General features: G+C 60.3%; 28 protein-coding genes and 3 pseudogenes. 16 read left to right on the top strand and 15 right to left on the bottom strand.

Annotated features, from left to right (window positions below; all coding sequences use genetic code 11):
* Nucleotides 1-297: 297 nt before the first annotated feature.
* Nucleotides 298-627 (bottom strand): response regulator, encoded by a 330-nt coding sequence (locus RX329_RS17330; protein WP_244561126.1) that lies wholly within the window; start codon nucleotides 625-627, stop codon nucleotides 298-300.
* Nucleotides 620-2,802: pseudogene (locus tag RX329_RS17325) on the bottom strand (PAS domain S-box protein). Before RX329_RS17325 ends, RX329_RS17330 begins: the two are co-directional and overlap by 8 nt.
* A 600-nt stretch (nucleotides 2,803-3,402) precedes the next feature.
* On the opposite strand from RX329_RS17325, the gene RX329_RS17320 reads away from it, so the two are divergent.
* Nucleotides 3,403-3,834, top strand: a complete 432-nt coding sequence (locus RX329_RS17320) for a nuclear transport factor 2 family protein (protein ID WP_317246167.1) — start codon at nucleotides 3,403-3,405, stop codon at nucleotides 3,832-3,834.
* Between the two features lie 16 nt (nucleotides 3,835-3,850).
* Here RX329_RS17320 and RX329_RS17315 read toward each other — a convergent pair whose 3' ends face one another.
* Nucleotides 3,851-4,081, bottom strand: a complete 231-nt coding sequence (locus RX329_RS17315) for a hypothetical protein (protein WP_085357349.1) — start codon at nucleotides 4,079-4,081, stop codon at nucleotides 3,851-3,853.
* Nucleotides 4,082-4,224: 143 nt separating this feature from the next.
* Here RX329_RS17315 and arr point away from each other — a divergent pair.
* A pseudogene (gene arr / locus RX329_RS17310) lies at nucleotides 4,225-4,622 on the top strand (NAD(+)--rifampin ADP-ribosyltransferase).
* Nucleotides 4,623-4,736: 114 nt separating this feature from the next.
* On the top strand, nucleotides 4,737-5,456 hold the full coding sequence (locus RX329_RS17305; RefSeq protein ID WP_085383272.1) for a DJ-1/PfpI family protein: 720 nt from the start codon (nucleotides 4,737-4,739) through the stop codon (nucleotides 5,454-5,456).
* A 32-nt stretch (nucleotides 5,457-5,488) separates the two neighbouring features.
* Here the strand turns inward: RX329_RS17305 and RX329_RS17300 are convergent, their stop codons facing one another.
* Nucleotides 5,489-5,668, bottom strand: coding sequence for a hypothetical protein (locus tag RX329_RS17300; protein ID WP_085357351.1), 180 nt, complete (start codon nucleotides 5,666-5,668; stop codon nucleotides 5,489-5,491).
* Nucleotides 5,669-5,704: 36 nt separating this feature from the next.
* Here RX329_RS17300 and RX329_RS17295 point away from each other — a divergent pair, with 36 nt between their 5' ends.
* From RX329_RS17295 to RX329_RS41950, 10 genes are all read left to right on the top strand, one after another.
* Nucleotides 5,705-6,106 (top strand): response regulator, encoded by a 402-nt coding sequence (locus RX329_RS17295; RefSeq protein WP_085383271.1) that lies wholly within the window; start codon nucleotides 5,705-5,707, stop codon nucleotides 6,104-6,106.
* Nucleotides 6,107-6,197: 91 nt separating this feature from the next.
* A complete protein-coding gene (locus RX329_RS17290) occupies nucleotides 6,198-6,986 on the top strand; it encodes an alpha/beta fold hydrolase (protein ID WP_085383270.1) in 789 nt (262 codons plus the stop codon).
* Entirely contained in the window at nucleotides 6,987-8,147 is a 1,161-nt protein-coding gene (locus tag RX329_RS17285; protein ID WP_085383269.1) for a PAS domain-containing sensor histidine kinase, read from the top strand. It abuts the gene before it with no gap.
* Nucleotides 8,148-8,391: 244 nt separating this feature from the next.
* Nucleotides 8,392-8,676, top strand: a complete 285-nt coding sequence (locus tag RX329_RS17280; RefSeq protein ID WP_094183532.1) for a hypothetical protein — start codon at nucleotides 8,392-8,394, stop codon at nucleotides 8,674-8,676.
* A gap of 153 nt (nucleotides 8,677-8,829) precedes the next feature.
* Nucleotides 8,830-9,030 (top strand): hypothetical protein, encoded by a 201-nt coding sequence (locus RX329_RS17275; RefSeq protein WP_085383267.1) that lies wholly within the window; start codon nucleotides 8,830-8,832, stop codon nucleotides 9,028-9,030.
* Nucleotides 9,031-9,039: 9 nt separating this feature from the next.
* Complete coding sequence (locus tag RX329_RS17270) at nucleotides 9,040-9,264, top strand: hypothetical protein (protein WP_085383266.1); 225 nt, start codon at nucleotides 9,040-9,042, stop codon at nucleotides 9,262-9,264.
* 338 nt (nucleotides 9,265-9,602) lie between these two features.
* On the top strand, nucleotides 9,603-11,807 hold the full coding sequence (locus RX329_RS17265) for a PAS domain S-box protein (RefSeq protein WP_317246166.1): 2,205 nt from the start codon (nucleotides 9,603-9,605) through the stop codon (nucleotides 11,805-11,807).
* Between the two features lie 447 nt (nucleotides 11,808-12,254).
* Nucleotides 12,255-12,554, top strand: coding sequence for a hypothetical protein (locus RX329_RS17260; RefSeq protein ID WP_317246165.1), 300 nt, complete (start codon nucleotides 12,255-12,257; stop codon nucleotides 12,552-12,554).
* Between the two features lie 625 nt (nucleotides 12,555-13,179).
* Nucleotides 13,180-13,782, top strand: coding sequence for an NYN domain-containing protein (locus RX329_RS17255; protein ID WP_085383285.1), 603 nt, complete (start codon nucleotides 13,180-13,182; stop codon nucleotides 13,780-13,782).
* Nucleotides 13,783-13,794: 12 nt separating this feature from the next.
* On the top strand, nucleotides 13,795-13,983 hold the full coding sequence (locus RX329_RS41950) for a cupin domain-containing protein (RefSeq protein WP_143273769.1): 189 nt from the start codon (nucleotides 13,795-13,797) through the stop codon (nucleotides 13,981-13,983).
* On the opposite strand, the gene RX329_RS17250 is transcribed toward RX329_RS41950, so the two are convergent.
* The 5 genes and pseudogenes from RX329_RS17250 to RX329_RS17235 form a co-directional block, all read right to left on the bottom strand.
* On the bottom strand, nucleotides 13,976-14,191 hold the full coding sequence (locus tag RX329_RS17250; protein WP_085383284.1) for a hypothetical protein: 216 nt from the start codon (nucleotides 14,189-14,191) through the stop codon (nucleotides 13,976-13,978). The genes RX329_RS41950 and RX329_RS17250 overlap by 8 nt on opposite strands.
* A 76-nt stretch (nucleotides 14,192-14,267) precedes the next feature.
* Nucleotides 14,268-14,849, bottom strand: a complete 582-nt coding sequence (locus RX329_RS17245; RefSeq protein WP_085383283.1) for a chemotaxis protein CheB — start codon at nucleotides 14,847-14,849, stop codon at nucleotides 14,268-14,270.
* A gap of 238 nt (nucleotides 14,850-15,087) precedes the next feature.
* Nucleotides 15,088-15,324, bottom strand: coding sequence for a hypothetical protein (locus tag RX329_RS41945; RefSeq protein WP_410706321.1), 237 nt, complete (start codon nucleotides 15,322-15,324; stop codon nucleotides 15,088-15,090).
* A 491-nt stretch (nucleotides 15,325-15,815) separates the two neighbouring features.
* Entirely contained in the window at nucleotides 15,816-16,166 is a 351-nt protein-coding gene (locus RX329_RS41940; protein ID WP_349642617.1) for an MOSC domain-containing protein, read from the bottom strand.
* A gap of 107 nt (nucleotides 16,167-16,273) precedes the next feature.
* A pseudogene (locus RX329_RS17235) lies at nucleotides 16,274-16,486 on the bottom strand (DNA polymerase/3'-5' exonuclease PolX); the annotation flags it as partial.
* Nucleotides 16,487-16,657: 171 nt separating this feature from the next.
* Between RX329_RS17235 and RX329_RS17230 the strand changes: the two are divergent.
* The gene (locus tag RX329_RS17230; protein ID WP_244561131.1) at nucleotides 16,658-17,767 is read left to right on the top strand and encodes a sensor histidine kinase; all 1,110 of its coding nucleotides are present in this window, start codon (nucleotides 16,658-16,660) and stop codon (nucleotides 17,765-17,767) included.
* Between the two features lie 28 nt (nucleotides 17,768-17,795).
* On the opposite strand, the gene RX329_RS17225 is transcribed toward RX329_RS17230, so the two are convergent.
* Entirely contained in the window at nucleotides 17,796-18,083 is a 288-nt protein-coding gene (locus tag RX329_RS17225) for a hypothetical protein (RefSeq protein WP_085357295.1), read from the bottom strand.
* A 166-nt stretch (nucleotides 18,084-18,249) separates the two neighbouring features.
* Here RX329_RS17225 and RX329_RS17220 point away from each other — a divergent pair, with 166 nt between their 5' ends.
* A complete protein-coding gene (locus RX329_RS17220; protein WP_085383281.1) occupies nucleotides 18,250-18,594 on the top strand; it encodes a response regulator in 345 nt (114 codons plus the stop codon).
* On the opposite strand, the gene RX329_RS17215 is transcribed toward RX329_RS17220, so the two are convergent.
* Together RX329_RS17215 and RX329_RS17210 are read right to left on the bottom strand one after the other, a co-directional pair.
* Complete coding sequence (locus RX329_RS17215) at nucleotides 18,591-18,935, bottom strand: response regulator (RefSeq protein ID WP_085383280.1); 345 nt, start codon at nucleotides 18,933-18,935, stop codon at nucleotides 18,591-18,593. The two genes, RX329_RS17220 and RX329_RS17215, sit on opposite strands and share 4 nt — an antisense overlap.
* A 313-nt stretch (nucleotides 18,936-19,248) precedes the next feature.
* Nucleotides 19,249-19,644, bottom strand: coding sequence for a hypothetical protein (locus tag RX329_RS17210; RefSeq protein WP_085383279.1), 396 nt, complete (start codon nucleotides 19,642-19,644; stop codon nucleotides 19,249-19,251).
* A gap of 379 nt (nucleotides 19,645-20,023) precedes the next feature.
* Here RX329_RS17210 and RX329_RS17205 point away from each other — a divergent pair, with 379 nt between their 5' ends.
* On the top strand, nucleotides 20,024-20,332 hold the full coding sequence (locus RX329_RS17205) for a hypothetical protein (protein ID WP_094183607.1): 309 nt from the start codon (nucleotides 20,024-20,026) through the stop codon (nucleotides 20,330-20,332).
* Nucleotides 20,333-21,601: 1,269 nt separating this feature from the next.
* Here the strand turns inward: RX329_RS17205 and RX329_RS17200 are convergent.
* From RX329_RS17200 to RX329_RS17190, 3 genes are all read right to left on the bottom strand, one after another.
* Nucleotides 21,602-22,948, bottom strand: coding sequence for an IS5 family transposase (locus tag RX329_RS17200; protein WP_085383111.1), 1,347 nt, complete (start codon nucleotides 22,946-22,948; stop codon nucleotides 21,602-21,604).
* Between the two features lie 100 nt (nucleotides 22,949-23,048).
* Nucleotides 23,049-23,291: a hypothetical protein gene (locus RX329_RS17195; protein ID WP_317246164.1), complete on the bottom strand. Its 243-nt coding sequence runs from the start codon at nucleotides 23,289-23,291 to the stop codon at nucleotides 23,049-23,051.
* A 198-nt stretch (nucleotides 23,292-23,489) separates the two neighbouring features.
* Nucleotides 23,490-24,011: a hypothetical protein gene (locus RX329_RS17190; protein WP_244561130.1), complete on the bottom strand. Its 522-nt coding sequence runs from the start codon at nucleotides 24,009-24,011 to the stop codon at nucleotides 23,490-23,492.
* Between the last annotated feature and the right edge of the window lie 634 nt (nucleotides 24,012-24,645).

Below are 24,645 nucleotides of genomic sequence, written 5' to 3'. Positions count from 1 at the left end.
TGGAAAGAGGCGACTGTGATGGCCGGTCAGACGTTGCAGGGCATTGACGGAAAGCTGGGGCCTGGGCGGGAATGGCGATGGAAGTTACAGACGAATTCCGAAACACTCTCTTCGTCCTGCACATCAACGCCGAAAACCTGAGTGACGGTCGTTGATTGGAATCTGAAGAACGGCCGGATTTGATGGAGGTCTCGAAGCTTACCCTCGCAGCAAAAAATTTTAAGAAATGGTGTGGACGTTGTCCTTACGAGGATGCTTCGCGCTAGAGCGGCGACAGAAGCGTTCGCAATTTATCGCTCAATTGTTGGCGGAGAAGGGCTTCCCGATCGCGGGGACATTCCTGAACTCCGCCTCGAGGGCAGGCCCGCCGTACCCCGTACTGAAGAGAAACGGAATACTCCGCGCGCGCAGGATCCGAGCTGCCGGGAAGACAAGCTCTCCAGCCAGATTTACATCAAGGAGCGCGACATCGATGGATGCGGTCGTCGCAAGTTGGCAGGCCTTTTTCAGATGGGCAGCCGAGGCAACGACCTTCAATCCCAGTTCCTCGAGCATGTCTTCGATCATGAGCGCCACCAATCCTTCGTCTTCGACGAGAAGAACCCTGGCGCCCGACATGTCAGCCATTGGATGCTGGGACCCTAACCGGAAAGGCAATGCTGCAGCTTGTGCCTTCCGGCTCGAACACCAATTCGAACTCTCCGGCAAGGTCGTGTTCTATGCAGCGCTCCATCAGCCGTGTACCGAACCCTCGCCGCTTGGGAGGCACAACAGGGGGGCCCCCTCGTTCGCGCCATTCGCATTCGAGCATGCCTTTCGACTGTTCGCCGTCGCCGATGCTCCAGGTGAGCGACACGGACCCGCCCGGCGCGGAGAGTGCGCCATATTTGGCAGCATTGGTCAGAAGCTCGTTGAGTACCATGGTGATACTCAAGGCCGTCCGCGGGTCGAGATCGACGTGCGGCCCGCCTGCCACGACGCGCCCGCCCGACACTGGAGCGACGATATCGTGGACCAGCTTTTCGAAAGGGGCACCTTGCCAGTTTCTTTGGGTAAGCAGATCATGCGCTCCGGCGAGCGCCAGCAACCTTCCCGTGAAGGTCGGCAGAAACTCTTCTAAATCAGCAGCATGGCGGGCAGTCTGGCTCGCCAGAGACTGTACTGTGGCAAGCGTGTTTTTCACGCGGTGGTTCAATTCGTCGATGAGAACCTTCTGGGCGTTCTCTGCTTGCTTGCGCTCGCTGATGTCGACCAGCATGTTGATGGCACCGACCAATTTTCCGTCCGCGTTGCGCAGTGGCGTGGGATAGGGAATGAACGGCACACGTCTGCCGTCCGGCCGCTCGGCAACAGCCTCAGCACCACGAACGGGGCGGTTTTCGCGTAGAGCCACAGCCATCGGACATTCATTGTGTGGGAGGGGCGAACCGTCGGGCCAATAGAGTTTCCAGGTTACACACCATTCGTCGCCAGGCTGGGGGGTTCTGCCCGCCATCTCGACCGCCGCTCGATTGAAGAAATTGATACGGCCCTCAGCGTCGGTCGTGTAGATTGCGGCGGGCAATGCCTCAAGGAGATCGCGCATGCGCTGCTCGCTCTCGCGCAAACGATCCTCTAACTGTTTGGCGGTGGTGACGTCCTGGGCAACACGGACGCGTAAAGAAAGCGGCCATCCGCATCGCGCACCGACGAACTGAAAATATCAAGGTGGCGCATGGAGCCGTCAGGTCGCAATACGCGCTTTCGTGTGGTGTAGTTCTCGATATCGCCATGGACTTGCCGCGCATATAGCTCAGCGTCATCCGCCTGATCATCCGGATCGGTGTAATCCAGGAAGGTCATTCCAAGCAATTGGTCGCGCGAACGCGCCGTGATGCGGCATATGGAATCATTCACGCGCAAGAAGCGCCCGTTCTCGTCTGTCTCGGAGATGCCGACGCTCGCAGCCTCATAGGTCGCTGCGAGCCGGGCTTCACTGCCTCGTCGAGCCTCTTCGGCAGCATGCAGTTTCGAGACGTCCATGGTGAAGCAACGTGTATTAACGAACTTACCATCCACGAAGCGGCTGTTCGATGTAATCAGCACATGCTTCACCGACCCATCGCTCGCCCGCAGCCGCGCGGGATAGCGGTCGAGCGGTTCGCCGCATGAAAGGCGCTGTAGGATGTCACCGATCACCGGAGCGTCGGCATGAAACTCCGCGATATGGCGGCCAATGTACTCCTCGGGTCTGTATCCGAGCATGTCCAGTTCGGCTTTGTTGGCTCGGAGAACAATACCCTCGCCGCTGACGATATGGAGACCTACGGCTCCATTCTCGAAGAAGTCCTCCAGGTCCTGCTTCGTCCGGCGGACTTCCTCCTCGATCTGCTTGCGTCCCGTGATGTCCTGGAAGCAGTTGATCGCACCTTGGATGCGGCCGGAGCGGTCGCGCAACGCTCGGATGTTGACTAAAGCCGTGAAGCGCGAGCCATCAGGTCGCGCCATGATGACTTCGGCATTGCGCGCGGGCGTTCCCGTCTGAACGGCCGTGGCCACGGGGCAGTCGCTGTGGGCGAGCGGCGTTCCATCGAGGTGATAAAGCTGATGGGAGCCGCAGAAGCGCTCCTCCTTGGCCATATCGGGCGTCCGGCCCCACAGCTCAACCGCCTCACTGTTGTAGGCGACGAGAAGTCCCTCTGCATCGCAGAGGTATACCGCCCCAGGAATGGCGTCGAGTGCGGCGCGACCGGCCGCGACCAGCGCCTCGAACTCCGTCGGCTGACGACGGGCAGAGACCGGAAAATCCTCAACATTGGACATGAAAGCATCTCTCGGGGCGAGAGGAGCGAAGGCCCACCACACCGGCCAACTGTTTGAAAAGGAATATGGGCAGCTCCCCCGCTGGACCGCCGAACAAGCCCTAACGTCGGAGGCGACGGATAGTTCCCTAACTTCAGCGGTTTTGTCGATGCGCCCAAGATGGCGGATTGACGGGTGGACCGTCGCTGTTCCGGACGGATCGGATGTTGGACTGCGACCCTACCTTTCCTCGGCGAAAGGTTAACCTTCCGCACCGCACGGGTCTCCGGGCCGCCAAATGCAACCGGTCACGAGCGCTCCGTTGGCAGTCATTGAGCCATGTCCTTGCCGATGGGTGCCGTGTTCAGTGGGCCGCTACAGGACTTGATCGCGCGGACAGCGGCCGGAGGGAACCGTGGACCTCAGTTCGTCTTGATGCGGAGCCCCCGGGAAACGTAGCATGACCAACAGCCCCGTATGAACCGAAGGCTTCTTGACTCTGCCTCGTCACCCATCCGGTCGCATTGACCCCGACCTTACGAGAAGATCAACTATCAGACCGGCGATCGCATCAGGGTTTTCAAGTCGGCCTGAGCTGCAACTAGCGACACGGAGCCATCGATGCTGAAAACCTTGTTCACGGTCGCCTTCATGCTCTCTATATCCCCGTCACTTGGTGCCCAAGAGAAGCTATCCGCCGAAAGTGCGAGCGCCAATTTTCAGAAGAATTTCGCATCCGCGTACAACCGAGGCGACGTTGACGCAATGGCGGCAGCATTCGCCGAGGATGCAATCAGAGTTACTCCTAGCGGAATCTTCCAGGGTCGCGATGCCATACGGCGAAGTTTTCAAGAAGCCTTAAAAATAGGACTGCACGACTACTCCGTCAGGCGCGTCGTATCTCGCACAGAAGGATCGTTCAGACTTAACGTCGGAGAATGGCAGGCCAAAGTGGGCGATCAGCCTTTCCGCGGCTACTACAGCGCAATCCTGGCCGGCGATGGCGACGAAATGAGGATCATTGAGGAGACGGTTAGCATCGCGGCTCCATAGCGGTTTCGCAGGTAGCTCATTCTTTTGCTTTTGGCACCATTCGACCTTCATGCACCTCATGCGTTACGGCGCGGCTGTCCTCTGAAACCGGCAAACGCTTCACCAGTCGCTCACCGCACCAGAGCTCGACTGAATTGCCGTGCAGCATCTGCCTCGCCCAGACGATGGCGTCCTCGTCGTTGGCACAGGCGAACGTGCGGGAGTTCTCGCGACCATTCGCATCAACGATGCAGGCTCGATATTGCATTCTCAACTCTTTTGATTCGGCGGTTCAGCTCGACCGAACTGTAAGCGCTGACCGGCCAAAATTTAACTCTTTTCGCTTCGTAAACTCACGCCAGGCGCTGCTGCTGAGCGCGCGAGCCCAGGATCATTTTCGAGGTTTTTTCAATGAGCGGAACGAGACTCTCCTACCACGGCACCCGGGCCGACTTGAAGCCGGGGGACCTGATCGCTGCCGGTTTTCGCTCCAATTACGGAAGGCGGGCTCAGGCATCCTGGCTCTATCACACGGGTACTTTGGAAGCAGCCATTTGGGGCGCAGAGCTGGCACACGGCGACGGCGCGGAGAGAATCTACATCGTCGAGCCGACCGGGGAGATCGTGGATGATCCCAACTTGACCGACAGGAAATTCCCTGGAAACCCCACGCAGTCCTACGGTCGCGCGAGCCACTCCGCGTTATCGGCGAGGTCAGCCAATGGACCGGACATTCCGCCGAGCGGCTGAAGGAGATGAAGGACCAGATCGAGCGGCTAAAGGAGGAAGGAGTGGAGGCGATCGACTGATGTCGACAGAGATCCTCGCCGTCGGCTTCAGGCCGCAACGGAAAGCAGGCTGGCCCGACTTGCACTGTTGAGGTTGTCGCCGGTCAGCGCCGGACCCTTCAAGGAGACTTTCGAATGGCAGCTTCTGTTGAGATCGCAATCCTTCTCTATCAGGGTGTGACGGCGCTCGATGCGGTCGGGCCCTGGGAAGTGCTGTCGCGCATTCCCGGGGCGAAGGTGCAGTTCGTCGGCAAGGAAGTCGGACCGGTGGTGGCGGAAGGCGGCGGGCTTCTACTCGGAGCCACCCACTCGATCTCGGAGACGATCTGTCCCGACGTGCTCGTCGTTCCCGGAGGCTCGACCACCCCCGGTCAGATGGTCGACGACGAGGTCCTCGATTGGCTGCGGAAGGTGCACCGAACCTCGGTGTGGACGGCTTCGGTCTGCACGGGAGCTTTGATCCTTGGCGCGGCGGGAATCCTGAAAGGGCAGCCGGCGACGACGCACTGGTACAAGATGGGCGTGCTGCGGATCATGGGTGCGAAGCCCAGGCCCGATGAGCGCGTCGTCCGGTCTGGGAAAGTCGTCACGGCGGCGGGCGTCTCGGCTGGCATCGACCTGGCGCTCTGGCTGGCCGGCGAGATTGCGGGCCGTGAGCGGGCCGAGGCCATCCAACTGGTCATCGAATACGATCCGCATCCGCCCTTTGATGCCGGTCATATCAGCAAGGCCTCCAAGGAAGTGCAGCGCCTGGCGAACAAGATGATGGACGACAGCATGCCCGGAGACCAGCGGCGGCTCGTTCCCAAGATCGCCTGGAATCGGTTTCTCGACCTCGTCCGCACGGGGCAATAGCACCGGGACCGGATGGGCGCCTGGCGGGAGCCTTACGGAAGTTCCGCCTTGCGTAAGGTGCGTCTCTGGCCGAACCAATGGCGAATTGACTGCGGCTGGCACCATCGCCAAATCTGCGCCAACATTTTCACTGATTCCTTGCTGAGCGCGACCCGGCGAGAAAAAGTGAACGCTTCGTCCTGTTCAACGTTGAGACGGGTGACCTGCGTCATGGGGTGCGGTGCCATTTTGTTGAGAGATGCGAGAGGATGCACCTGAGCAACTCCCACAACGCCGCAGATGGATCGACCATTCTTCTGGTTGAGGATGAAGCACTTCTCCGCGAGATGCTGGAAGAGACCTTGATCGAGGCCGGTTACGGTGTTGTTAGCGCCGCATCGGGCGAAGAGGCCGCCCGTTTGCTCATCAGAACGCCCCTTCCGCGAGCTGTGGTCACTGACATCAATCTCGGCCGCGCCAGGATGGACGGATGGGGGCTGGCTCGCCTCGCACGCGAGAACGACCCAAGCTGCGGGATCCTGTACGTCTCCGGCGATAGCGCCCACCGATGGGCCTCCAATGGCGTGCCCCGCAGCATCCTCCTGCCTAAGCCGTTCGCGCCGGCGCAATTGGTCCAGGCTTTGTCGGATCTTCTCATCCGAACGTCATAGCTGCCGGGCGCCGGAAAAGGGATGCATCCAGGTTCAGTTCACCCTAAGCTTCTCGAAATAATAAAAACCGTCTCGCGCTCAGGGGTACCAAGTGTCTGTCGAATTTCGCAACAACGTGCAAGTCCGCGGCCGCGGCGAGCGGGCCATGATGTTCGCTCATGGGTTCGGGTGCGACCAGAACATGTGGCGCTTCGTGGCCCCGGCATTCGAAGGCGAGTTCAGCACGGTGCTGTTCGATCACGTCGGAGCGGGCCGGTCCGACCTCACCGCGTACGACCGTCAGAAGTATTCCAAATTGTCTGGTTATGCCGACGACCTCGTTGAGATCGGTCAGACGCTCGGGCTGAAGGGCGCGGTCTTCGTAGGGCACTCCGTCAGCGCCATGATCGGGGTTTTGGCTGCGATCAAAGACCCCTCGTTGTTCGAAAGCCTCATCCTTGTGGGGCCTTCGGCGCGCTACATCGACGATGGCGACTATGTCGGCGGCTTCAGCTCCCAGCAGATCGAGGAGCTTCTTTCTTTCCTGGAAGAGAACCACATGGGGTGGTCGGCCCAGATGGCGCCTGCCATCATGGGCAATCCCGACCGTCCCGAACTCGGCGAGGAACTGACCAACAGCTTCTGCCGGACCGATCCCGCGATCGCCAAGGAGTTCGCCCGGGTCACGTTCCTCTCCGACAATCGCGCGGACCTGGCCAAGGTCAACGCTCGCACGCTGATCCTCCAGTGCAGCGAAGACATCATCGCCGGGCAGCAGGTCGGCGCGTACGTGCAGCGCAACATCCCGAACAGCAAAATGGTGGTTCTGAAGGCAACCGGCCATTGTCCCAACCTGAGCGCGCCTGACGAAGTCGTTGCCGCAATCCGAGATTTCGTCTGAGTGAACAATAATTACCCCGCCGACAGCGATTTCGAAGACCTCTACGAAAACGCGCCATGCGGGTACCTCTCCGTTCGTCCGGACGGCCGCATCGATCGTGCCAATCGAACGCTGGCGGGCTGGATGGGCTACCAGTCGGACGACCTTCCTGGGATGCGACTGAGCGACCTGCTCAACATGGCGGGACGCATATTCCTGGAGACCCACGTGGCGCCGCTGCTGCGCATGCAGGGCTTCTTCGACGAGTTCGCCCTCGATCTCCTCACCAAGAGCGGGGCGCGGCTTCCGGCGATCGCGAACGCCCGTGAGCGGCGCACCGACGCGGACGCGCTTCTGTTCACCCGCCTGACAATCATGCGGGCCACGGACCGGCGTCGCTACGAGCGCGAGCTCATCGACGCCCGGAAGGAAAGCGATGAGCTCAAGTCGGCGCTGGAAGAGCGTCTGCAGCAGGAGCGCGCAAACGCGGAGTTGCGTGAGCAGTTCATCGCCGTGCTCGGCCACGACCTACGCAACCCTCTCGCATCCATTGCGGCCGGTGCACGGCTGATGCTCAAGGCCAAGACGCCGGAAGACGCGCTGCGGCTCGAGGCCATGATGCAGAGCAGCGTCGGGCGAATGGCCAAGATGATCGAGAGCGTCATGGATTTGGCACGAGGCCGCCTTGGCGGAGGCATCTCGCTGTCCAAGTCAATTACGGCGATTGAACCCGTGCTCGACCAGGTCGTCGCCGAATTGACGGCGGCCCATCCGGAGCGCCGCATCGAAACCAGCTTCGAGGTCGAGACACCGGTCTTCTGCGATCCGGCCCGTATCGCCCAGTTGTTCTCGAACCTGCTCGGCAACGCAATCAGCCACGGCGCGCCGGATCAGCCAGTGCGGGTCCAAGCTACCGCCAAAGCAGAAATGTTTGAGCTCTCGGTGGCGAATGGAGGTGCGGCTATTCCGGAAGAGGCGCGGACGCGCCTGTTTCAGCCGTTCTACCGAGGAAAGGCGCACGGCCCTTCTCAAGGATTGGGACTTGGTCTGTACATCGCGTCTGAAATAGCGAAGGCGCACGGAGGTTCAATCGGCGTCGACTCGACCGACACAGAAACCAAGTTCACCTTGCGGATGCCCCTCGAAGGCGATGGATCCCTCCGGCCGCATTCCGCTCCCTGAGACCAGCAACCTCAGCGGTCGTGGGCCGTTCGATGCGGATGCAGAACCGTGAGTCCCAAGGCGGCAATCGGCGCGCATCGTGCATAGGAACACGCGCTGGCTTCTCGGCATCTTCCACTGGGCTTCGTCACCCTTTCAGATGAACGAGATTGATTTGGTCAATTTCCATTACCTCAGCCTCTTTCGGCGTCGGGCGTGTAGGCTTTTCTACCGGAGCTGTCAGGAGGAAAGGCGGAGAAAGGGCTTGTGCCTGCTCCGCGGCTGGCTCACTCCGCAGCAGCGCGCCCAGTTCGTCGGGAAGGGCTATTTCGAGGTGGTCGGGTCCGACACGGGTACCCGCTACCGCATCCGTCATGGCACATCGGCCAATGTCCGCGAGGTCGATGCATCCGGTCGACTAGGAATGGGATGGTGCTTTGTTCCGGTTGGTGAGCTGGTCGAAGGGGATGTGATGCTGGTTCAAAAAATCGCTTTAGAGACGAGCGAACTTGAGACACTGGCCATCGCCAAGAACTTCTACGGATGGTGATGTCGGAAGTCTAAGGGCCTCCGTCCGCTCGCGTATCGCCAATTGATGAGCGACCAGGTTCCGTGTTCAGTTGTGTACAAAGTGTCTCATCCTTAAATCACGGTTGCAGCAAGCAAGGATCGCGCTACCCGCCAACAGCAGGAGTTGCGCCATATGGCTTATAGCAAACCCTTCGATATCGCCGTCATAGGAGCTGGCGCAACAAAGCTATCGGTGGTCGCTCTCGATCTGGAAAATGCGGAGGAGGCCTGCGCGGTGGGGAAGCGGATGGCCGAGACGACTGGGCGAACTGTCACCGTACGGAACGCAGAAGGCGAGGTCCTCGGCATTTTTCCAGGCGCGAATGAAAACTAGGAGCGGCCAATGGCATTTGCGGACATGCCGACGTTCTTCTTCGAGCTCAATGACGAGGCCGCGTCCCTCGAAGATGGGAACAGTGGTGGCTTGAGTAAAGCCGACACGGGGAGCAGCAGTTCGTTCAGGAAAGCGAGCCCAGCGAGCACGGAAAACGATACGCTTCCAGGGGCGCCGATCAGCAGCAAAGACGAAGTAATCGACCACTGTACCGGGCCAGCTTCGAAGCCTTAAACTTTCAACAGCCGCCCGCTCGACCATGCCAGGCAGGCCGCGGCTTCCCATGTTCGCGCGGCGCGCAACGCACGCCGAATGCGCCGCTGCGGCTCCATATTCCGGTCCCGAGTGGACGTCCTCTTGGCGCGCGCCTCCTGCTCTGGAGCTTTACGTTGTCCCGAGCGATTCAGGTGCAACCGGCTCTAGGGGCAGAGGTACCAAGGTAAGCTATTGAGGAACTGGAACCTTCGTTGATCGTTGCCCCATGCCAATGGGGGCAATCAATCAATCAAGCAAGTGACGGTCGGCGTGTCCGACGTGTCGGCGCCAGAAGAGCGCGGCCCGCTGGGAGGCTCATGACGCGAAATAGCGAAGATCAGAAGCCGGAAATTGCCGCGTGGCAGTGGAAGCAAATCGTCAACGGCGCGACGGATACCGCCATCATCACCACCGACCTGCGTGGCCGGGTGACGACTTGGAATATTGGCGCTTGCAACATTCTTGACTGGACGGAAGAGGAGATGATCGGCCGCTCCTTGAGCCGCGTCTTTGCGGAGGAGGACCAAGAGGCCCAGCTTAGCCGCGAAATCGCCGACGCGATGACAAAGGGCAAGGGCGGCGGCGAAGAAGGCTGGCGTCTTCGCAAGGGTGGCTCCCGCTTCTGGGCCGTCGGTGAGCTCAGTCCCATCCGAGACAAATCCGAGGTCGTAGGATTCATCAAGATCTTGAGGGACCGCACGGCGCAACGCGGCGCCGAGCAGGCCCTTCGCGAAGAGCGCCGCGCGCTCGAAGTTCTCAACCGTGCCGGTTCGGCACTCGCCGCGCAAACGGACATTCACCGGCTGGTCCAGATCGTCACCGATGCCGGCGTCGAACTGACGGGGGCGGAATTCGGTGCGTTCTTCTATAACGTCGTCAACAACGCCGGCGAGAGCTATATGCTCTACACGCTCTCCGGAGCGCCGATCGAGGCATTCTCGAAATTCCCCATGCCGCGCAATACGGAGGTGTTCGCGCCCACCTTTCTGGGCCAAGGCATCGTTCGTTCGGACGATATCACCAAGGATCCGCGTTACGGGAGGAACTCGCCCCGGAAAGGGATGCCTGAAGGCCACCTACCGGTCCGGAGCTACCTTGCTGTATCGGTCATATCCCGCACTGGTGAAGTGCTTGGCGGTCTTTTCTTCGGGCACGCCCGAACGGGCGTGTTCAACGAACGCTCCGAGCGGGGTCTGTCCGGGCTTGCCGCCGAAGCCGCCGTCGCCATCGACAACGTCCGCCTCTCCCAAGCCATGCAGCGCGAAATCGAGGAGCGGAAGCGGGCACAAGAGGCACTTGTCGAGCTCAACGCCACGCTCGAGCGGCAAGTGACCGAGCGCACCGAACAGCTGCGCAAGAACGAGGAGGCCTTGCGGCAGTCGCAGAAGATGGAGGCCGTAGGACAACTGACGGGCGGCGTGGCGCACGATTTCAACAATCTGCTGCAGATCATTCTGGGAAATCTGGACACCCTGCAACGCAATCTTCCGGCTGAATCGGGTCGGTTGCAGCGGGCGGCGCGAAACGCGATGACGGGCGCGCAGCGGGCAGCCACCCTAACCCAACGGCTCCTGGCATTTTCGCGTCGGCAACCGCTCGATCCCAAGCCCCTCGATGTGAACGCACTTGTCAACGGACTGTCTGACATGATCCATCGTACGCTCGGCGAAACGATCGACGTGGAAACTGTCCTTGGTGCAGGCGTGTGGCGAGTCGAAGCCGACCCAGCCGAATTGGAGGCGGCTGTCATCAATCTAGCCGTGAACGCCCGCGACGCGATGACGAATGGCGGTCGACTGACGATCGAGACCAGCAATGCGCACATCGACGAGGCGTACGTCGCCGCGCACACCGAAGTCGTGCCGGGCCAGTACGTTGCCATCGCGGTCACGGACATGGGCGTCGGCATGGATTCGAAAACGGTCGCTCAGGCTTTCGAGCCCTTTTTCACGACCAAAGCTGTCGGCAAGGGCACCGGACTGGGGCTCAGCCAAGTGTATGGCTTCGTCAAGCAGTCCGGCGGTCACGTCAAGATCTACTCGGAAGTGGGACAGGGAACGACGGTGAAGCTGTACTTGCCGCGGCTCGCGACGCAGGCGGCGGGTGCCGAACAAGTCGAGTCCAATCCAAGTCCCGAAGCCGCACAGGAAGAGACCGTCCTCGTCCTCGAGGATGACGACGAGGTGAGAGCATATTCGGTCGAGACTCTTCGCGAACTCGGCTACCGCGTCATCGAGGCTCACGACGGACCCTCGGCCTTAAGGCTCCTGGAGCGGCAGCCCCGGGTCGACCTCCTTTTCACCGACGTTGTTTTGCCAGGCGGCCTGACAGGAGCACAGGTCGCCGCCCAGGCGAAGACGGTCCGTCCAACCTTGAAGGTGCTGTTCACGACCGGTTACGCGAGGAACGCAATCATCCACCACGGCCGGTTAGACAAGGGCGTGCAGTTGCTCGTGAAGCCATTCAGCTTCAGCGATCTGGCGGCGAAGGTGCGTGACGTCCTCGACGGCGCCTCGGACTAAGTCCAGCTGCGGCTGCAAACAGGCGAGGCGACGACCATCGCACCAAAGTTCCACGGGGTGTTCGTCCACCATCGCTGCGGCCTTCCTTGCTTCGACCTTCGTCGCGCACCAAACTCACGGCGTTGTCGAGTTCGTCGAGCACGTAACCTGATAGATCATCATGCTTGGCTCGCCGAACGGCTCGACGCGTACGTCACATAAATTAACATAGGTTTGGGATTGCCAAAACTTCCCGGCATTCGTCAGATTTTAGTTGGCAGAAGCGAATCATATTGGCATGCTCCTGTGACCGGGGCTGGCACGTTCATCTCGCATCTATTTACACCCGGGTTCTGAAGCAACGGCAACGCTGCGGCAGGCGTTTCAGTACGTGTTATTTAGATCAACTCCTGAGACCGCCTTTAGGTGGCCTCTTCGTTGAGAATTCAATTCTGCGGGGACATTGCAATGGCAAAACCAGCCGTTTCCCGTGATGCTTTTCGTGGACTATTCGCTTTGTACTGGGCGAAGGCTCATCACGATCACAAAGCCGAGGATTGCCTTTTGACGTTGTTCGGGTCTGCGGAATACATTCCCGATCGCCTGCTGCAGCAATGGTCTGAAAAAGCTGATCTACTCGGTCCAGAAACCGTCGGTAGTGTAGTGGAGCCGCGGGCCCGTGAAATCGCGAGCGGGGGCGCGCGGTACGACCACGCGAGTGATTTTCTCCACTCACTCCTGAGAGACCTCGGGCGCAAAGTGCAGTGATCAGATGCGCCGTTTCCGCTGCTCGTGCCGCGGGCCTCTGATCAACTTTGACCTCATAGGCATCTTCTGCCGGCACGCAGCTCGTTACCGGCGCGTCGCCTTTTAGCCCCTCGATGTCAACCCACGCCTTCTCCCTGGATCTAGGTTGGTGCGTGGCGCCTCAATCTTCGAGGCGAGCGACCAGGCTGCTGCAGAAATTCGGACGCGGTACGGAGCCGTCAATAACATTTGGAACATTGCCCTGGTGGCCTTGTAATGGGCTGCAGTCCTGCTGCACTCGCTGCCAGTCAACAAAGGGGTGCCTGACCGGTCAGTGACGGACCATCGCCAACCACGACCGCGTCTTTGTATGGACAGATCAAAGAGAGCAAAATCGCCGGCGTTCATCAGGCAAACCTTCAATACGCACTTGGAAATCGAGGCTACATTACAAATTTGTCAGGGAGAACTTTCGGGCAATGGTAGAGTTCCACGCCCGCACAGGCCTGATATTTATTTCAAGCTTAAATGTTTGACGCTACTCGACGATCTCCGGTAGCCATCCATATAGAATGCGACCAAACATCCGCGTCGCAAATTTCCGGGATGCTTCAAGCCCGAGTTGCTCCACCGAAAGCCTGGACAGATGTCCCACTCACCTACCGACAAGATCGCGCTCTTCATCGATGGAGCCAATCTCTACGCGACGGCGAAAACTCTGGGCTTCGACATCGATTACAAGCGCCTGCTAAAGGAGTTTCAGAGCCGCGGGACGCTGCTTCGGGCGTTCTACTATACCGCGATCATCGAGGATCAAGAGTACTCCTCGATCCGGCCGCTGATCGACTGGCTCGACTACAACGGCTACACGGTCGTCACCAAGGCGACCAAGGAGTTCATCGACGCCTCCGGACGCCGCAAGGTAAAGGGCAACATGGACATCGAGCTCGCCGTGAACGCCATGGAGCTCGCCGAGCAAATCGACCAGATGGTCCTGTTCTCGGGTGACGGCGATTTCCGCTCCCTGGTCGAGGCCGTTCAGCGCCGGGGCGTGCGGGTCACCGTGATTTCCACGATCGCAAGCCATCCGCCGATGATCGCCGACGAGTTGCGTCGCCAGGCCGACGTCTTCACCGACCTGGTCGACCTGCAGTCCAAGCTCGGCCGCGACCCATCCGAACGCCCCGCCCCGCGAGACCGCGTGCCTAAATTCTTGCAAGAGCCGAAGGGAAACGATCCTCTAGAATAAACGACCGGCGAAATGAGACTGGAATGGTCGGCGGAACGCTTTCGCGCTACACGTGGCACCTACCTGTACCTACCACCCGGTGTGCCACACAGCATCCGCCATACCTCAGATAAGATCGCACGCGTTGTCGTTGCCTGTTGGGCCGCAGCCGATCCAGCAACCATTACTGAATGCGAGCTCGCTACGGCACAGATCAGATGAGACGCTTAAACGCGCAAATCAGCCAGTCGTCGCCCCGTGCCATAGTGCGGGTGATCCCTGTCAACGAAGGCTCGTCCCGAAGTCGCTTGATGATCTCCGCCAGATCCTTCGCATACTCCTCGACGACGCGGCGGGCTTCGTCGGAGCGCGAGGGCGGCTTCCGTCCTTCCTCGCCGGCGCTGGGGGAAGGTGAAGTTGGTTGTTTCATGGGAATGGATCTTCAGCGTCGAGTTGGGAAGATTGTTGATCTGGATCATCATCGAACTCTAGGGACGAAAGCATCTTCAGTGCGCGATGGCTTTCGAAATGGCGGCCGCTATCTGTGTTGCTGAACCAATCAGGTCAATCGGACCATCGTAGCCGATCGCGTTTTCAGGCATGCCCGGAGGTGCCCACGAATCCGGGGTGATGACCATCGTCAGGCCTCCTGCCGCGTGGATCGAAGCCAGTCCTCGCGACCCGTCATCCAGCGAACCCGAGAGGACTACACCGATGACACGCGGCTTTGCATATGCTGCCACCGAACGGAAAAGAAGGTCGATCGTACGATTGCGGTAAGCGTGGTCGGGATCCTGCACAAGTTCGCCGAAGCTGCGTTCGGCCAAGACCAGGTGCGCGGCAGGCTCTCCGATGTAGACCGTTCCTGCTTCGAAGCTTTGACCTTCGTCGGCAACGACGACCGGGTGTGGGCAACCACGTGCGAGCACGGTCTTCAGGTTGGAGGAGCGGTCCGAAGGTCTGTGAAGCACGACGAGAGTGACGGAGGGGAGCGGGAACGGCAGGGATCGGAGCAGGGACAGCAGGTCCGACATCCCTTCCGCTCCGGATGCGCCGATGGCCACAAACCATGGGGAGGAATTCGCCATGGGCAACTCTAACAGGCGTTCTCATGTTGGGCCAGTCGCCTGAATGAGGTGGGTGTTACATGCGCGGCGCTGAAGATCGCCACCCTGTGCCGCTGCAGCGCCAAGCTCACAAAGTGCTATCACTCGGCCTAACTTGCATAATCCAGCTGGGCAGACACTCGGGGCTGGTACGCCGATCGGATCCAGCACGGCGCTGACCTCGGCAACCGCTTCGTCCGGGGACATGCCGTCCGGTGGCTCATGTCTCGCGACATCCAGCGCGTGCCCCGCGCATGCGGATCGGCGCGGTCCTTCGCCCAGCGTGCTCTTCGCATTTGTGGATGGCATCGGCCTGCTGCAGCACGTAGATGGCCCAGCCGCGCAAGGTCCAGATCGCCTTTGGTCGTCGCAACGCCTCGACGACGAATTCTCGAATTGGTTCATCGTCCTCGACGACAAGTATGCGCACAGGCAGTGCCTCAAACGTTTGATTCACGTGCGGACTCAGGAACGACCAGGAGACCTCTGATGTTTCGGTCCGATCTTTCCAGGCACTCAGGGCAAGTGTTACCAGCTGCGGATTCGCTGGCCGGGCGTGGCGCCGTGCTGCAGTTGCTCAATCCGGTCTGGCGAGCAGTTGCGGAGAACGGCAACTTCACGCGATCCGTACCTCTTCATCCATGCCTTTCGGGCACACCAACTTCGCGAGGTACTCCTTGTGACGCCCGATCAGGGATCGCAGGATTGGCAGCGGATGGCAGATCACTGCCAAGGGACGGGCGGTGCTCGAATTCATGGAAGCCCGCCCCACTGCGACCGAACCGATCCAGGCGCCTTTGGTCGAAGAGGCTCCGGCGCGGATAGTCGCTGCGACGCAGGTTCCTCCGCTGCGGCAGCCCCCTGACCGAGCCAAGCGGCGGCGCGAACGTCGCGAACGTCGGCGTGAGGCGCGCGAACGAGCTAGGGCGAACGCCTCCTGAAGTGGTCCTACAGAGCCGGCAAGGCGCGAAATGGCGAGGACGGGAGCCGAATGCCCAGGCACGACCGCTCCGCCGACCCTGACCAGCCCAGCACCCCGCATTCGAATGGAGGGCCCGTTTCCGCCGACGACAGCACCTGCCGTTTTAGGCCGGCCCGGAAACGGTCGATGAGGATACAGGGCGTGCGGAGGCCGGTCAGTTCCACGAGCGCCGTTGGTCCGAGCTCGATCACGGCCCCGAGCGGCATCCGCTCGAGGTCCAGTCCGGCAGTGGTGATATTCTCGCCCAGGTCCCCCCTTTGCGACCTGGAAGCCGCATCCGACAGTGATGCAAAGAGCTCAGCCGGGATGTGGTGCACCTGCCGGAGATTGGGTAGGCGCGGCTGCCGGCGGGCGAGATACCGGTGCTTGACGAACGCGCCGGCGTGGGCGTCGCCTTCGACACCATGGCCTTCCACCAGCACGTCACCTTCTCGATGTCGATTTCGTAGCCCGGCCGCCGCTGCAGCTGCCGCCCGGTCATATGGCCCATGATGGTGGTGTGGGGATCGGAGATCGCACGCAGCAGGCGCTGCGTCTGTGCCTTGCGGTCGAGTTTGAATCGGCCGTGGATGCTCGCGACCACGAAGTGGAAGCCCTGCAGCACGTCGTCCGCGTAGTCCAGCGATGCGCTGACCACCCTGGACTTGACCAGCCATTTATCGCCAATCAAACTCAGCCCATGCGATAGAGCAAGGGGGCTTTGCGAATGACGGTCCCATTGAACAGTTCACAGCCAACCAGTTTCCCTGTCGAGCCTTCGGCTGGATTGGACGCGAGATTCTGCGAAGTGATGGATGCAGCGCCCGTGATGATCTGGGTCTCGGGCATAGATAAACGATGCCTTTGGTTCAACCGCCGGTGGTTGAATTTTACCGGGCGCGACATTCTCGAGGAGGTTGGCGACGGTTGGGCGGAGGGCGTTCATCCTGAGGATTTGGATCGCTGCCTGAAAACATACGTCCACCACTTTGATGCGCGGCTGGACTTTCGGATGGAATATCGGCTCCGTCGCCATGATCAAACATATCGTTGGATTGATGACACCGGAATTGCGCGCTATGCGCCGGACGGTTCTTTTCTGGGATACATTGGCTCGTGTGCGGATGTTAACCAGCACAAGGAAATGCAGAGCGAACTGCGCAGCCGTCTGTCCGAAATCGATGGCTTGACGCGGCGGGCGCGCGCGGCGGAGTTACAGATTTCAAAACGCACTGCAGAGCTGGCCCACTTGAATCGCTTCAACCTGGCGGGCGAGCTTACCGCAACGATAGCGCACGAGCTGAACCAGCCACTCGCGGCCATTTTAACCAACAGCGAGACGGCGATAGCGTTGCTTGATTCGTCGCCTCCGAATGTTGAGGAACTAAGCGAAATCCTGAACGATATTCGGCGAGATGATGAACGCGCCAGTGAGGTCCTAAAGCGCGTGCGGAGGTTTCTAAAAAAGGCGCCGTTCGCGCGCAAAGATGAAAATGTTAATCAAATTGTTCAAGATACGGTCGGACTTTTATCGAGATTAGCAGCCTCGCGGGAGACGGATTTGGCCACCGAGACTGCGTCAGGTGAGTTGCTTGTAAATTTTGACCAACCCCAACTCCAGCAAGTCATCATCAATCTGATTTTAAACGCCATGGACGCGATGTCATCCGTGCCTGCTTCCAACCGCAAGATTACCATCAGTACAACGCGCGTCGAAAATTCCGCTGACATCATCGTATCGGACACGGGAGCCGGCATTTCAGCAGATATAGTCCAATTGGTGTTCGAGCCATTTTTCTCCACGAAGCCCGAAGGCATGGGAATGGGATTGTCCATCGTCCGCACTATAGTGGAAGCCAATGGCGGTCAGATTTGGACAGAGGGCAAGGCCGGGAATGGCGCGGTTTTTCACATCCGCCTACCGCTCTCAGGAACGTAGCGGTTCTAGGCACAGACCCCATTGCGCACTACTCTTGATCTAATTCCAGAAGGTACGCCAGGATCAAGTCTTCCGTCTGTGCTTTGAGGGCGGCGTCTCGATAGATGACGATCTCGGCTTCGTCAGCTCTGCGAACTGTCAACTTCGCCGTCGAGGAGCAAAGCGGGACGCCGTTCGATGTCATCGTGATCAGGTCCTCACGAACCCAATCTTCTTTGCATAACTCAAAGGCTTCGGGGAAATTCTTGGCCTCGAAGGCGAACGTAGCTTTGCCGTCAACATCCATTGCGAATACGAAGCCAGAGAAAACGGTCATTGATCTCACTATTCAGGGGCATCGATCAGCCCCGGGGAAAGCACCGTCACACAAATGTTTTTGACTCGCAATGACCGGACTGGACATCCAGGTCAGCCGACAGCCATGTTAAGGCAGCATAGCTTGGGCTTGGTAGTCGGGTACAATACGGGCGGGGGGTAGCGTTATGGCGTCTGTGCTTCTGATCGAGGATGAAGCGCTCATACGCATGATGATAGCGGACATGCTGGTCGAGCTAGGTCATAGCGTCGCTGGGGAGGCTAACGATTTGCAGGGAGGGCTTCTGCTCGCTTCAGCGCCGGGCGTTGATGCCGCCATCCTCGACATCCAGCTTGGCGACCATAGTTCTGTCCCCATCGCGGAAGCACTGCAAAGCAGAAGCGTTCCGTTTGCCTTTGCGAGCGGATATGGGGCGGGCGGCGTGCCTGAAGGATTTCGGAATTGTCCGGCCCTTCAAAAGCCCTTCACAATCGAGGAGCTTGAACGCTGCTTAGCGACCCTGTTGCGTTAACAAACGCCGGTAGTCTGCTGCATCACGCGTGCTAGGTCTTCTTCAGAGAACGGCTTCCTAAGCATCGGGAAGCCATCACGCCTCCGCTCGCGGCCCGATAGCTGAAGAACTTTCAGCGCGGGACGAATACGCGTCGCGCGCTCGGCCAGTTCATGACCATCCATGCCGGGCATGTTGATGTCGGTGATTAAGATCGAAATGTTTGGCTGGCACGTCAGTGTTTCCAGAGCTTCATCGCCGTTGTGTGCGCATACCACGTTGCAACCAATGTCTTCGAGCATGCTCGCGATCACGTCGAGTACGGCGGCGTCATCATCAACGACGAGAACTGTGTGAGCCATTGAACAACCTCTGAGTCTTAACCTGCGTCAAGTTCGGATGTTCCGAGACGCTCGCATGAGGCTGGTAACAAGGCGCGATCTATTGGATCGCGCCGACGATGCCATCAGTAGGGCCGGTCGGGCGGTCAAAAAAAGCTTAGCACCTTACGATGCGAAGCTTCCTTTCAAACCGCTCGGCAGAAGCCGCCATGGCCCGAGCAAATCGATCCGCGCGCCCCTGCGCCACGCAGCAAAGCTGACTAAGGCGGCCGGGGCGGACCGCGCACTTGGAGGCGCAGCTTCTCCGAGCGGCTGGCCTCCTTCGCGCGCGCGATTAATAGGGATACTGGTTGCAGATATAGTTGCCATAAGCATCGAAGCAGTTGTTGTAACTGCCGTATGCGGCTGCGCCGAGCGCAGCGGCTCCAACCGCAGCCGCCCCGTATCCGCGATAGGGGTACCGACCTGCATAGCCGGCGCCTGGGCGGTAGCCCGGGCGGCCCGGACGCCCTGCTATCGGGTGGGAGGGATGAGCACGTCCGGCGTAGCGACCGCCGCCGTGATATCTTCCTGCACCGCCGTGGACCCGGCCGGCATGCATGCCACCGCCACGGAAGCCACCACCATGGAAGCCGCCGCCACCTCCACGGCGAGCATAGGCGTCGTCGGGGAGCAAGGTTGCAGTGAACAAGACGACTGCTGCGAGAGCAACGAGAATACAACGAAGCATGGTCCCTTATCTCCCTTTTGAATTGCCCCCGGATCTGGAAAGGCTGCGGCAGGTTCACTGCGGCAAGTTGACCTAGATCAACGGAGTTGCGCCGAGCTCAATCGGCCCGCGCCGCCCTCCCAATTCAGTCGTTGGAAGAGTGGTCCGACGCGCACGCGCGATGGCGACTTATGAATCACCTGACTGGATGTCGCCCGAGACCAAGCAGGATGATGGTTGGCCGCTCTCCTGAAGTCGCGACAAGCCGCGCCCGAGCGGCCTCCGTTCGGGAGCAGAAGATTATTGCCCTCCTGCTAGGGGCCGGAACTCGGCACCGTTGAAAGACTTAAGATAGCATTCGGATTCAATCACAACCCGGTCTAGCGGCAGTTTCGACGTCATGTCTGGAGATGCAGCCAAGTTCCGTCGCGAGTATGAGGAATGCCGCAAGCAGGCCGCCAAGACTGACGTCGCTGCATCCAAGGAGCAGTGGCTGTTGTTTGCGGATGAGTGGCTGAAGCAGGCGCGTGCCGCAAACCCTCTGGCGAAACGCGAGGCGGTAGAGCCGGTCGCCGTGAAGGAAAGCGAGATCGATCCAAGCAGGATGGGCTCTATAGAAGCCTCTCGTGATTGCTCCTTAAGGGCACGACATGGCCACACTCCAAGAAGCGCACTACTCGTGCTCACGCGCACCTATAACGCAGATTAAGCGATCAGCGCGGAAGCGGCAGCTTGATGCGCAGCTGTAGGAACGGGGCGCAGTGGGTCAAGTTTTTTCAAGCTCCAACCTCCCAGACTAGGCCTCCGCCGCTCCCGGAGGCCTTCCTTTTGAGAATACGCCGTTGTTACGGGCGTTCTCCTTGCCGGGTCAGTGGAGTACCGGCATGCCGATCGCGAAACCGAAGCGGTAAAACGAGCCCAAGCCATCCTGTTCATCACCGACCGCAGGCCTTGCCGTAGGCGTCGGTGACTGAGAGACGCCATAGCGCTCCCGCCTGCCAGCATGGAGCGCCTTCATGCCCAAACAATTCAGCCCGGAAACCCAGGAACTGTTAGATCGCGCTCAGCGCGCTAGACCAGGCGATTGCGCTCCGCAGATTGAGCCGCAGTCAGCTCAAGGATCCCGAGATGCACATTCCACGAATTTTCAGGAGCGTGCGCAGCAGTTTCGAAAGAAGGGCTAAGCCGCATTAGTGCGCGCCCGGACGCCCTTCTAGCGGAGACACGCCCCGGCTCAGGCGGCTGGAAGAAGGACAGGCCGGGGCCGCTCCGCCGGCTGCCTCTCAAAGTGAGCCAGCAAGACACCAGGCCTTCCTCCACTCGTCGTTCCAAATTCTTCCGCTCATGATTTTACCAAGATTCAGCCAGCTCGCTCCTGCACAGACACGGAACCGCCTAGCCCACCACCGTTGGAACATGGCTTTGGGCTACGTGAAATGCAGAGGCCCAACGAGCGCGGCATCGTCCCCCGGGTCGCGGCTTTGGCATTGGCAGTCTACGGAAGCCACCTTCCCACGGAGCCCGCCAGCGCTGGAGCCGCGGCGCTCCCTCAGGACGATGCTGTCCACGGAGTCGTGACAGCTGCGCAGCGCGCGGTTTACGTGCACCCCCGGAACCAATTTGTCTGAACGTCCATTACTAGTGACGGTCCAATTGAAGGGGATTGGCCATGGGCGTTGAGTACTGGCTCATGCGTGCGGAGGAGTTTCGCACCAAGGCCGACAATTGCGAGGACCCACAGACCAGAGACTCCCTCAGAAAAGTTGCGCAGAATTATGCGGATCTGGCGCGCCAAGCCCAACGGATGCTCAATGCTGAACAACAAAGGGAGCACCGCGGCTTAGACGCTCGACGGGACGCCCAGCGACAGCGGCGGATGAACTAGGGCGCCAGGCGCCCTAGTCTTTCCGGTTCTCTCCCTGATCTCGGCACGTGCCGGAAGCGCTCTCAAAGATCGAACGTCTTAGTTCGTCGTCCGTTAAGAAGCCGAATTGAGCGGGGCTGGACCGGCCAGCACGCGCCATAGTCGGACCAGGAAGAGGCACAAGAGTTCTCTGAGCCAGGCGAGGATACGGCGGAAGTTGTGGCCCACTGCTGAGAGCACGACGTTGGCGGCGTCGCCGGCGCGGCCTTTGAGATAGCAGCGGCCAAGGTGACCTTCGGCCTTCAGATGTCCGATGATGGGCTCGATGGCGGAGCGGCGCCGGAGCTCGCGCTTGATGGCGCCGAACACGCCGCGCTTCTGGCCCGAAATGAAGACGCGACGGGGATTTTGCGTGTCGTGGCCGCGATATCCCTTGTCGACATAGGCCCGCTCGATCGGACATCCGGTGAGCGCCTCGGTGCGGTCGATGACGTCCCGCAGGGTATGACCGTCGTAGGGATTATCGGGCAGCGACCTGGCGTGCAGTACGAACAGGCCACCGGGCGCCCGGCGGTTGTTGGTGACGATGGAGGCCTTCACGCCGAACTCGTAAGGCGCGGCGGCCTTGCCTTTGCCGATGCATTCCACCTCCGGGGCATGGAAGGAATATAGCTTCCAGCCGCGCTGGCGCTGCTGCTGGGAGCGGATCTGGCTGGCTCGGCCAAGCGGAAGGGCAAATGCCTCCTCGAGGGCTGGCTGGCGCTCGATCTTGCGACGGATGTCGCGGATGATCCGGCCGAGCCGGCTGCGCAGGATACGCAACTGCCGCTGATGCCGCCCGAACTGTTTGGCATGGGCGTAGCGGCCCGCCATCATCGCAGCGGCCTTGGCAATGCGAACATAGGACTGCCGCAGCCTGACGGCGTGCCTTCTCGCCAGGCGGTTGAGCCCCTTGATAGCCGCATGAAGCAGCTTGGCATCGGTCGGAAAGGTGATGGCCTTCGGCTGCACCGTGGTATCGACCGTGACGCGCTTGAGGTCCTGGCCGCGTAACGCACCGGCCTCGTGCGCCACCCGCAGGCTCTCGGCCAGCAACGACTCCAGCTTGTCGCCGAGCCGCTTGCGCCAATGGCTCAGGTCCGAGCGCTCGTGCGGGAAGGCGTGCTGAAAGAACTCTTCGCCGGTGAAGAACTGGAAATACGGGTCGTGAACCCAGCGCTCGCAAACGCCCTCATCGGACAGCCCGTAAGTGTGCTTGAGCAACAGCAGGCCGATCATGAACCGGGTCTCGATTCCGGGCCGGCCATTCTCGCTGTAGAGCGGCGCGACCTCGCCGTCGATCCAGTCCCAATCGATCTTGCCGGCGAGCTGAACCAGCTCGTGCTTCATGTTGATGATCTGGTCCAGCCGCGCCCGGAACAGATCGTTCGATCCCGTCGTCCTGTGCTTCTTCGGTCGCATCGGCCCCTCCGGTGCACCACAGAATCATGATCCGCAGGGAAAGGGAACCACAAACGAAATTGCAGGGTTGGGCGGCCTCAACCTCCCATTCCCTGCAATCTCAAACCGCCTCGAATCCGAAAAAAAGACTCCTGATCAATCGCTTAGAACCTTGTTCACGGACGACTAGTTCGAGAATTGTCCGTTCGCCTTCCTCGCACAACGCACGCCGCTGCTCGCCCTGTTCGCCGTTCTCCGCCTCGACAACCTCGAATCCTTCCTCGCGCAACGCCTCGACGACGAATTCCCGAATCAGTTCGTCGTCCTCGACGACAAGTATGCGCACAGGGGCTGCCTCAAACATTTGATTTACGCGGGGGAATCAGGAACGTCCGGCGACCTGAGATGTTCCGGGCAACGATTGGCCCAGGCACTCAGGGCGAGCGTCACCACGCCATGGATTCGGCGGCCGGACGTGGCGCCGTGCAGCAGCTGCTCATCCGTTCTGGCGAGCAGTTGCGAGACCGGCCGCCCTTGCGGATGTAGCTCCTGCCGCAATCGGCTACTCTTGTCGCTTCCCGCCGAGCGCGTCGCCCAGGCGCTCGAGTTCGAGCGTGAAGCAGAACAGCGCGAACAGCGAAATCACCATCAGGACGCCGCGTCGGGCCATCAGCACCAGATCTGTGTCCGAGCCGAGTTCGGGAAGGTGACGAAACAGCACGATCGAGAACAGAGTGCTCCCGAAGATGAAGTTGAGCCGACCCAGGAAGAGGAACAGGTGGCTCAGGACCGGCCGGCGGCTTTTGAACGGAATGGCCACCCTCAATAGGCGATACCAGTACGCTGCCTGCATCAGCAGGAGAATGGGCAAGATCAGATCCTCATCGTACGGCGTATTGGTCGGTTGCTGACCCGGCGCAAGCACCAGCTCTCTGAAGGCCGGCAAGCCCTTCCATACGATGAAATCCGATCCGAACAGTTGGACCGCCATTAAGAGGAGGTAGGCGAGCACACCTGAGCGCGCCGATCTCACTGGAAGAGCGGCCACGGCTTGAGGCGGTACAACAGCGGAGATGCCGTCCACGGGTCGTTTTTCGGATCTACTCATGATGCCGTACTGGGTGCTTTGGACCGACCGCCGGGCCAAGCGAACAGCTCGAGCCAGCTTTCAACTTGCCCCTGAAAAGATACCGGCTGCAGCGATACGTCTTTTGCGATCCGACAACCAGGAGTTTGTCACGGCCCAGATAGCTCACCGACGCGTCTCCGCTCGCTCCGATATAGTTGCAGGAATCCGCTGGGTGCGGAAGCCCCGAGCAGGCGCGAACAAGGCACATGCCATCGCGCCGCGTCGTGAGGCCCAAAGCTGTGGCCCACGCGGGTTATGATTCCTGAGGAAGTTCACGGCGCTCCGCCATGTCGGGTCCGAAGCGGGCTTTGCATGTTCTCGTACGAGCCGACGATCAGTCGATCGAGAGCGCAACGCTACAACTCAGCACGCGGCGTTAGCGCCACTTGGCAGGAGCGCCACCAGAAGAGGAACTACTCCGAGCTGCAGTAGCAGTCGCTTCATGAAGCGTCTCGCTTACTCTATCTGGCATATGTCCCTATCCCGCGTTGATGTCGCAAGATACCGCACGAGCAGCGCTGGAGCGGCTCTAGTTCGACGGCAAGGGCGGACTGCCCGCCGCGTTGGATAAGGCGCTCGGTCCGTTGGA

Origin of the sequence: Bradyrhizobium sp. BWC-3-1, assembly GCF_032917965.1 — a bacterium.
GTDB lineage: Bacteria > Pseudomonadota > Alphaproteobacteria > Rhizobiales > Xanthobacteraceae > Bradyrhizobium > Bradyrhizobium canariense_D.
Note: the sequence above shows the minus strand (reverse complement) of the source record. Positions and strands in the feature narration are given on the sequence as shown.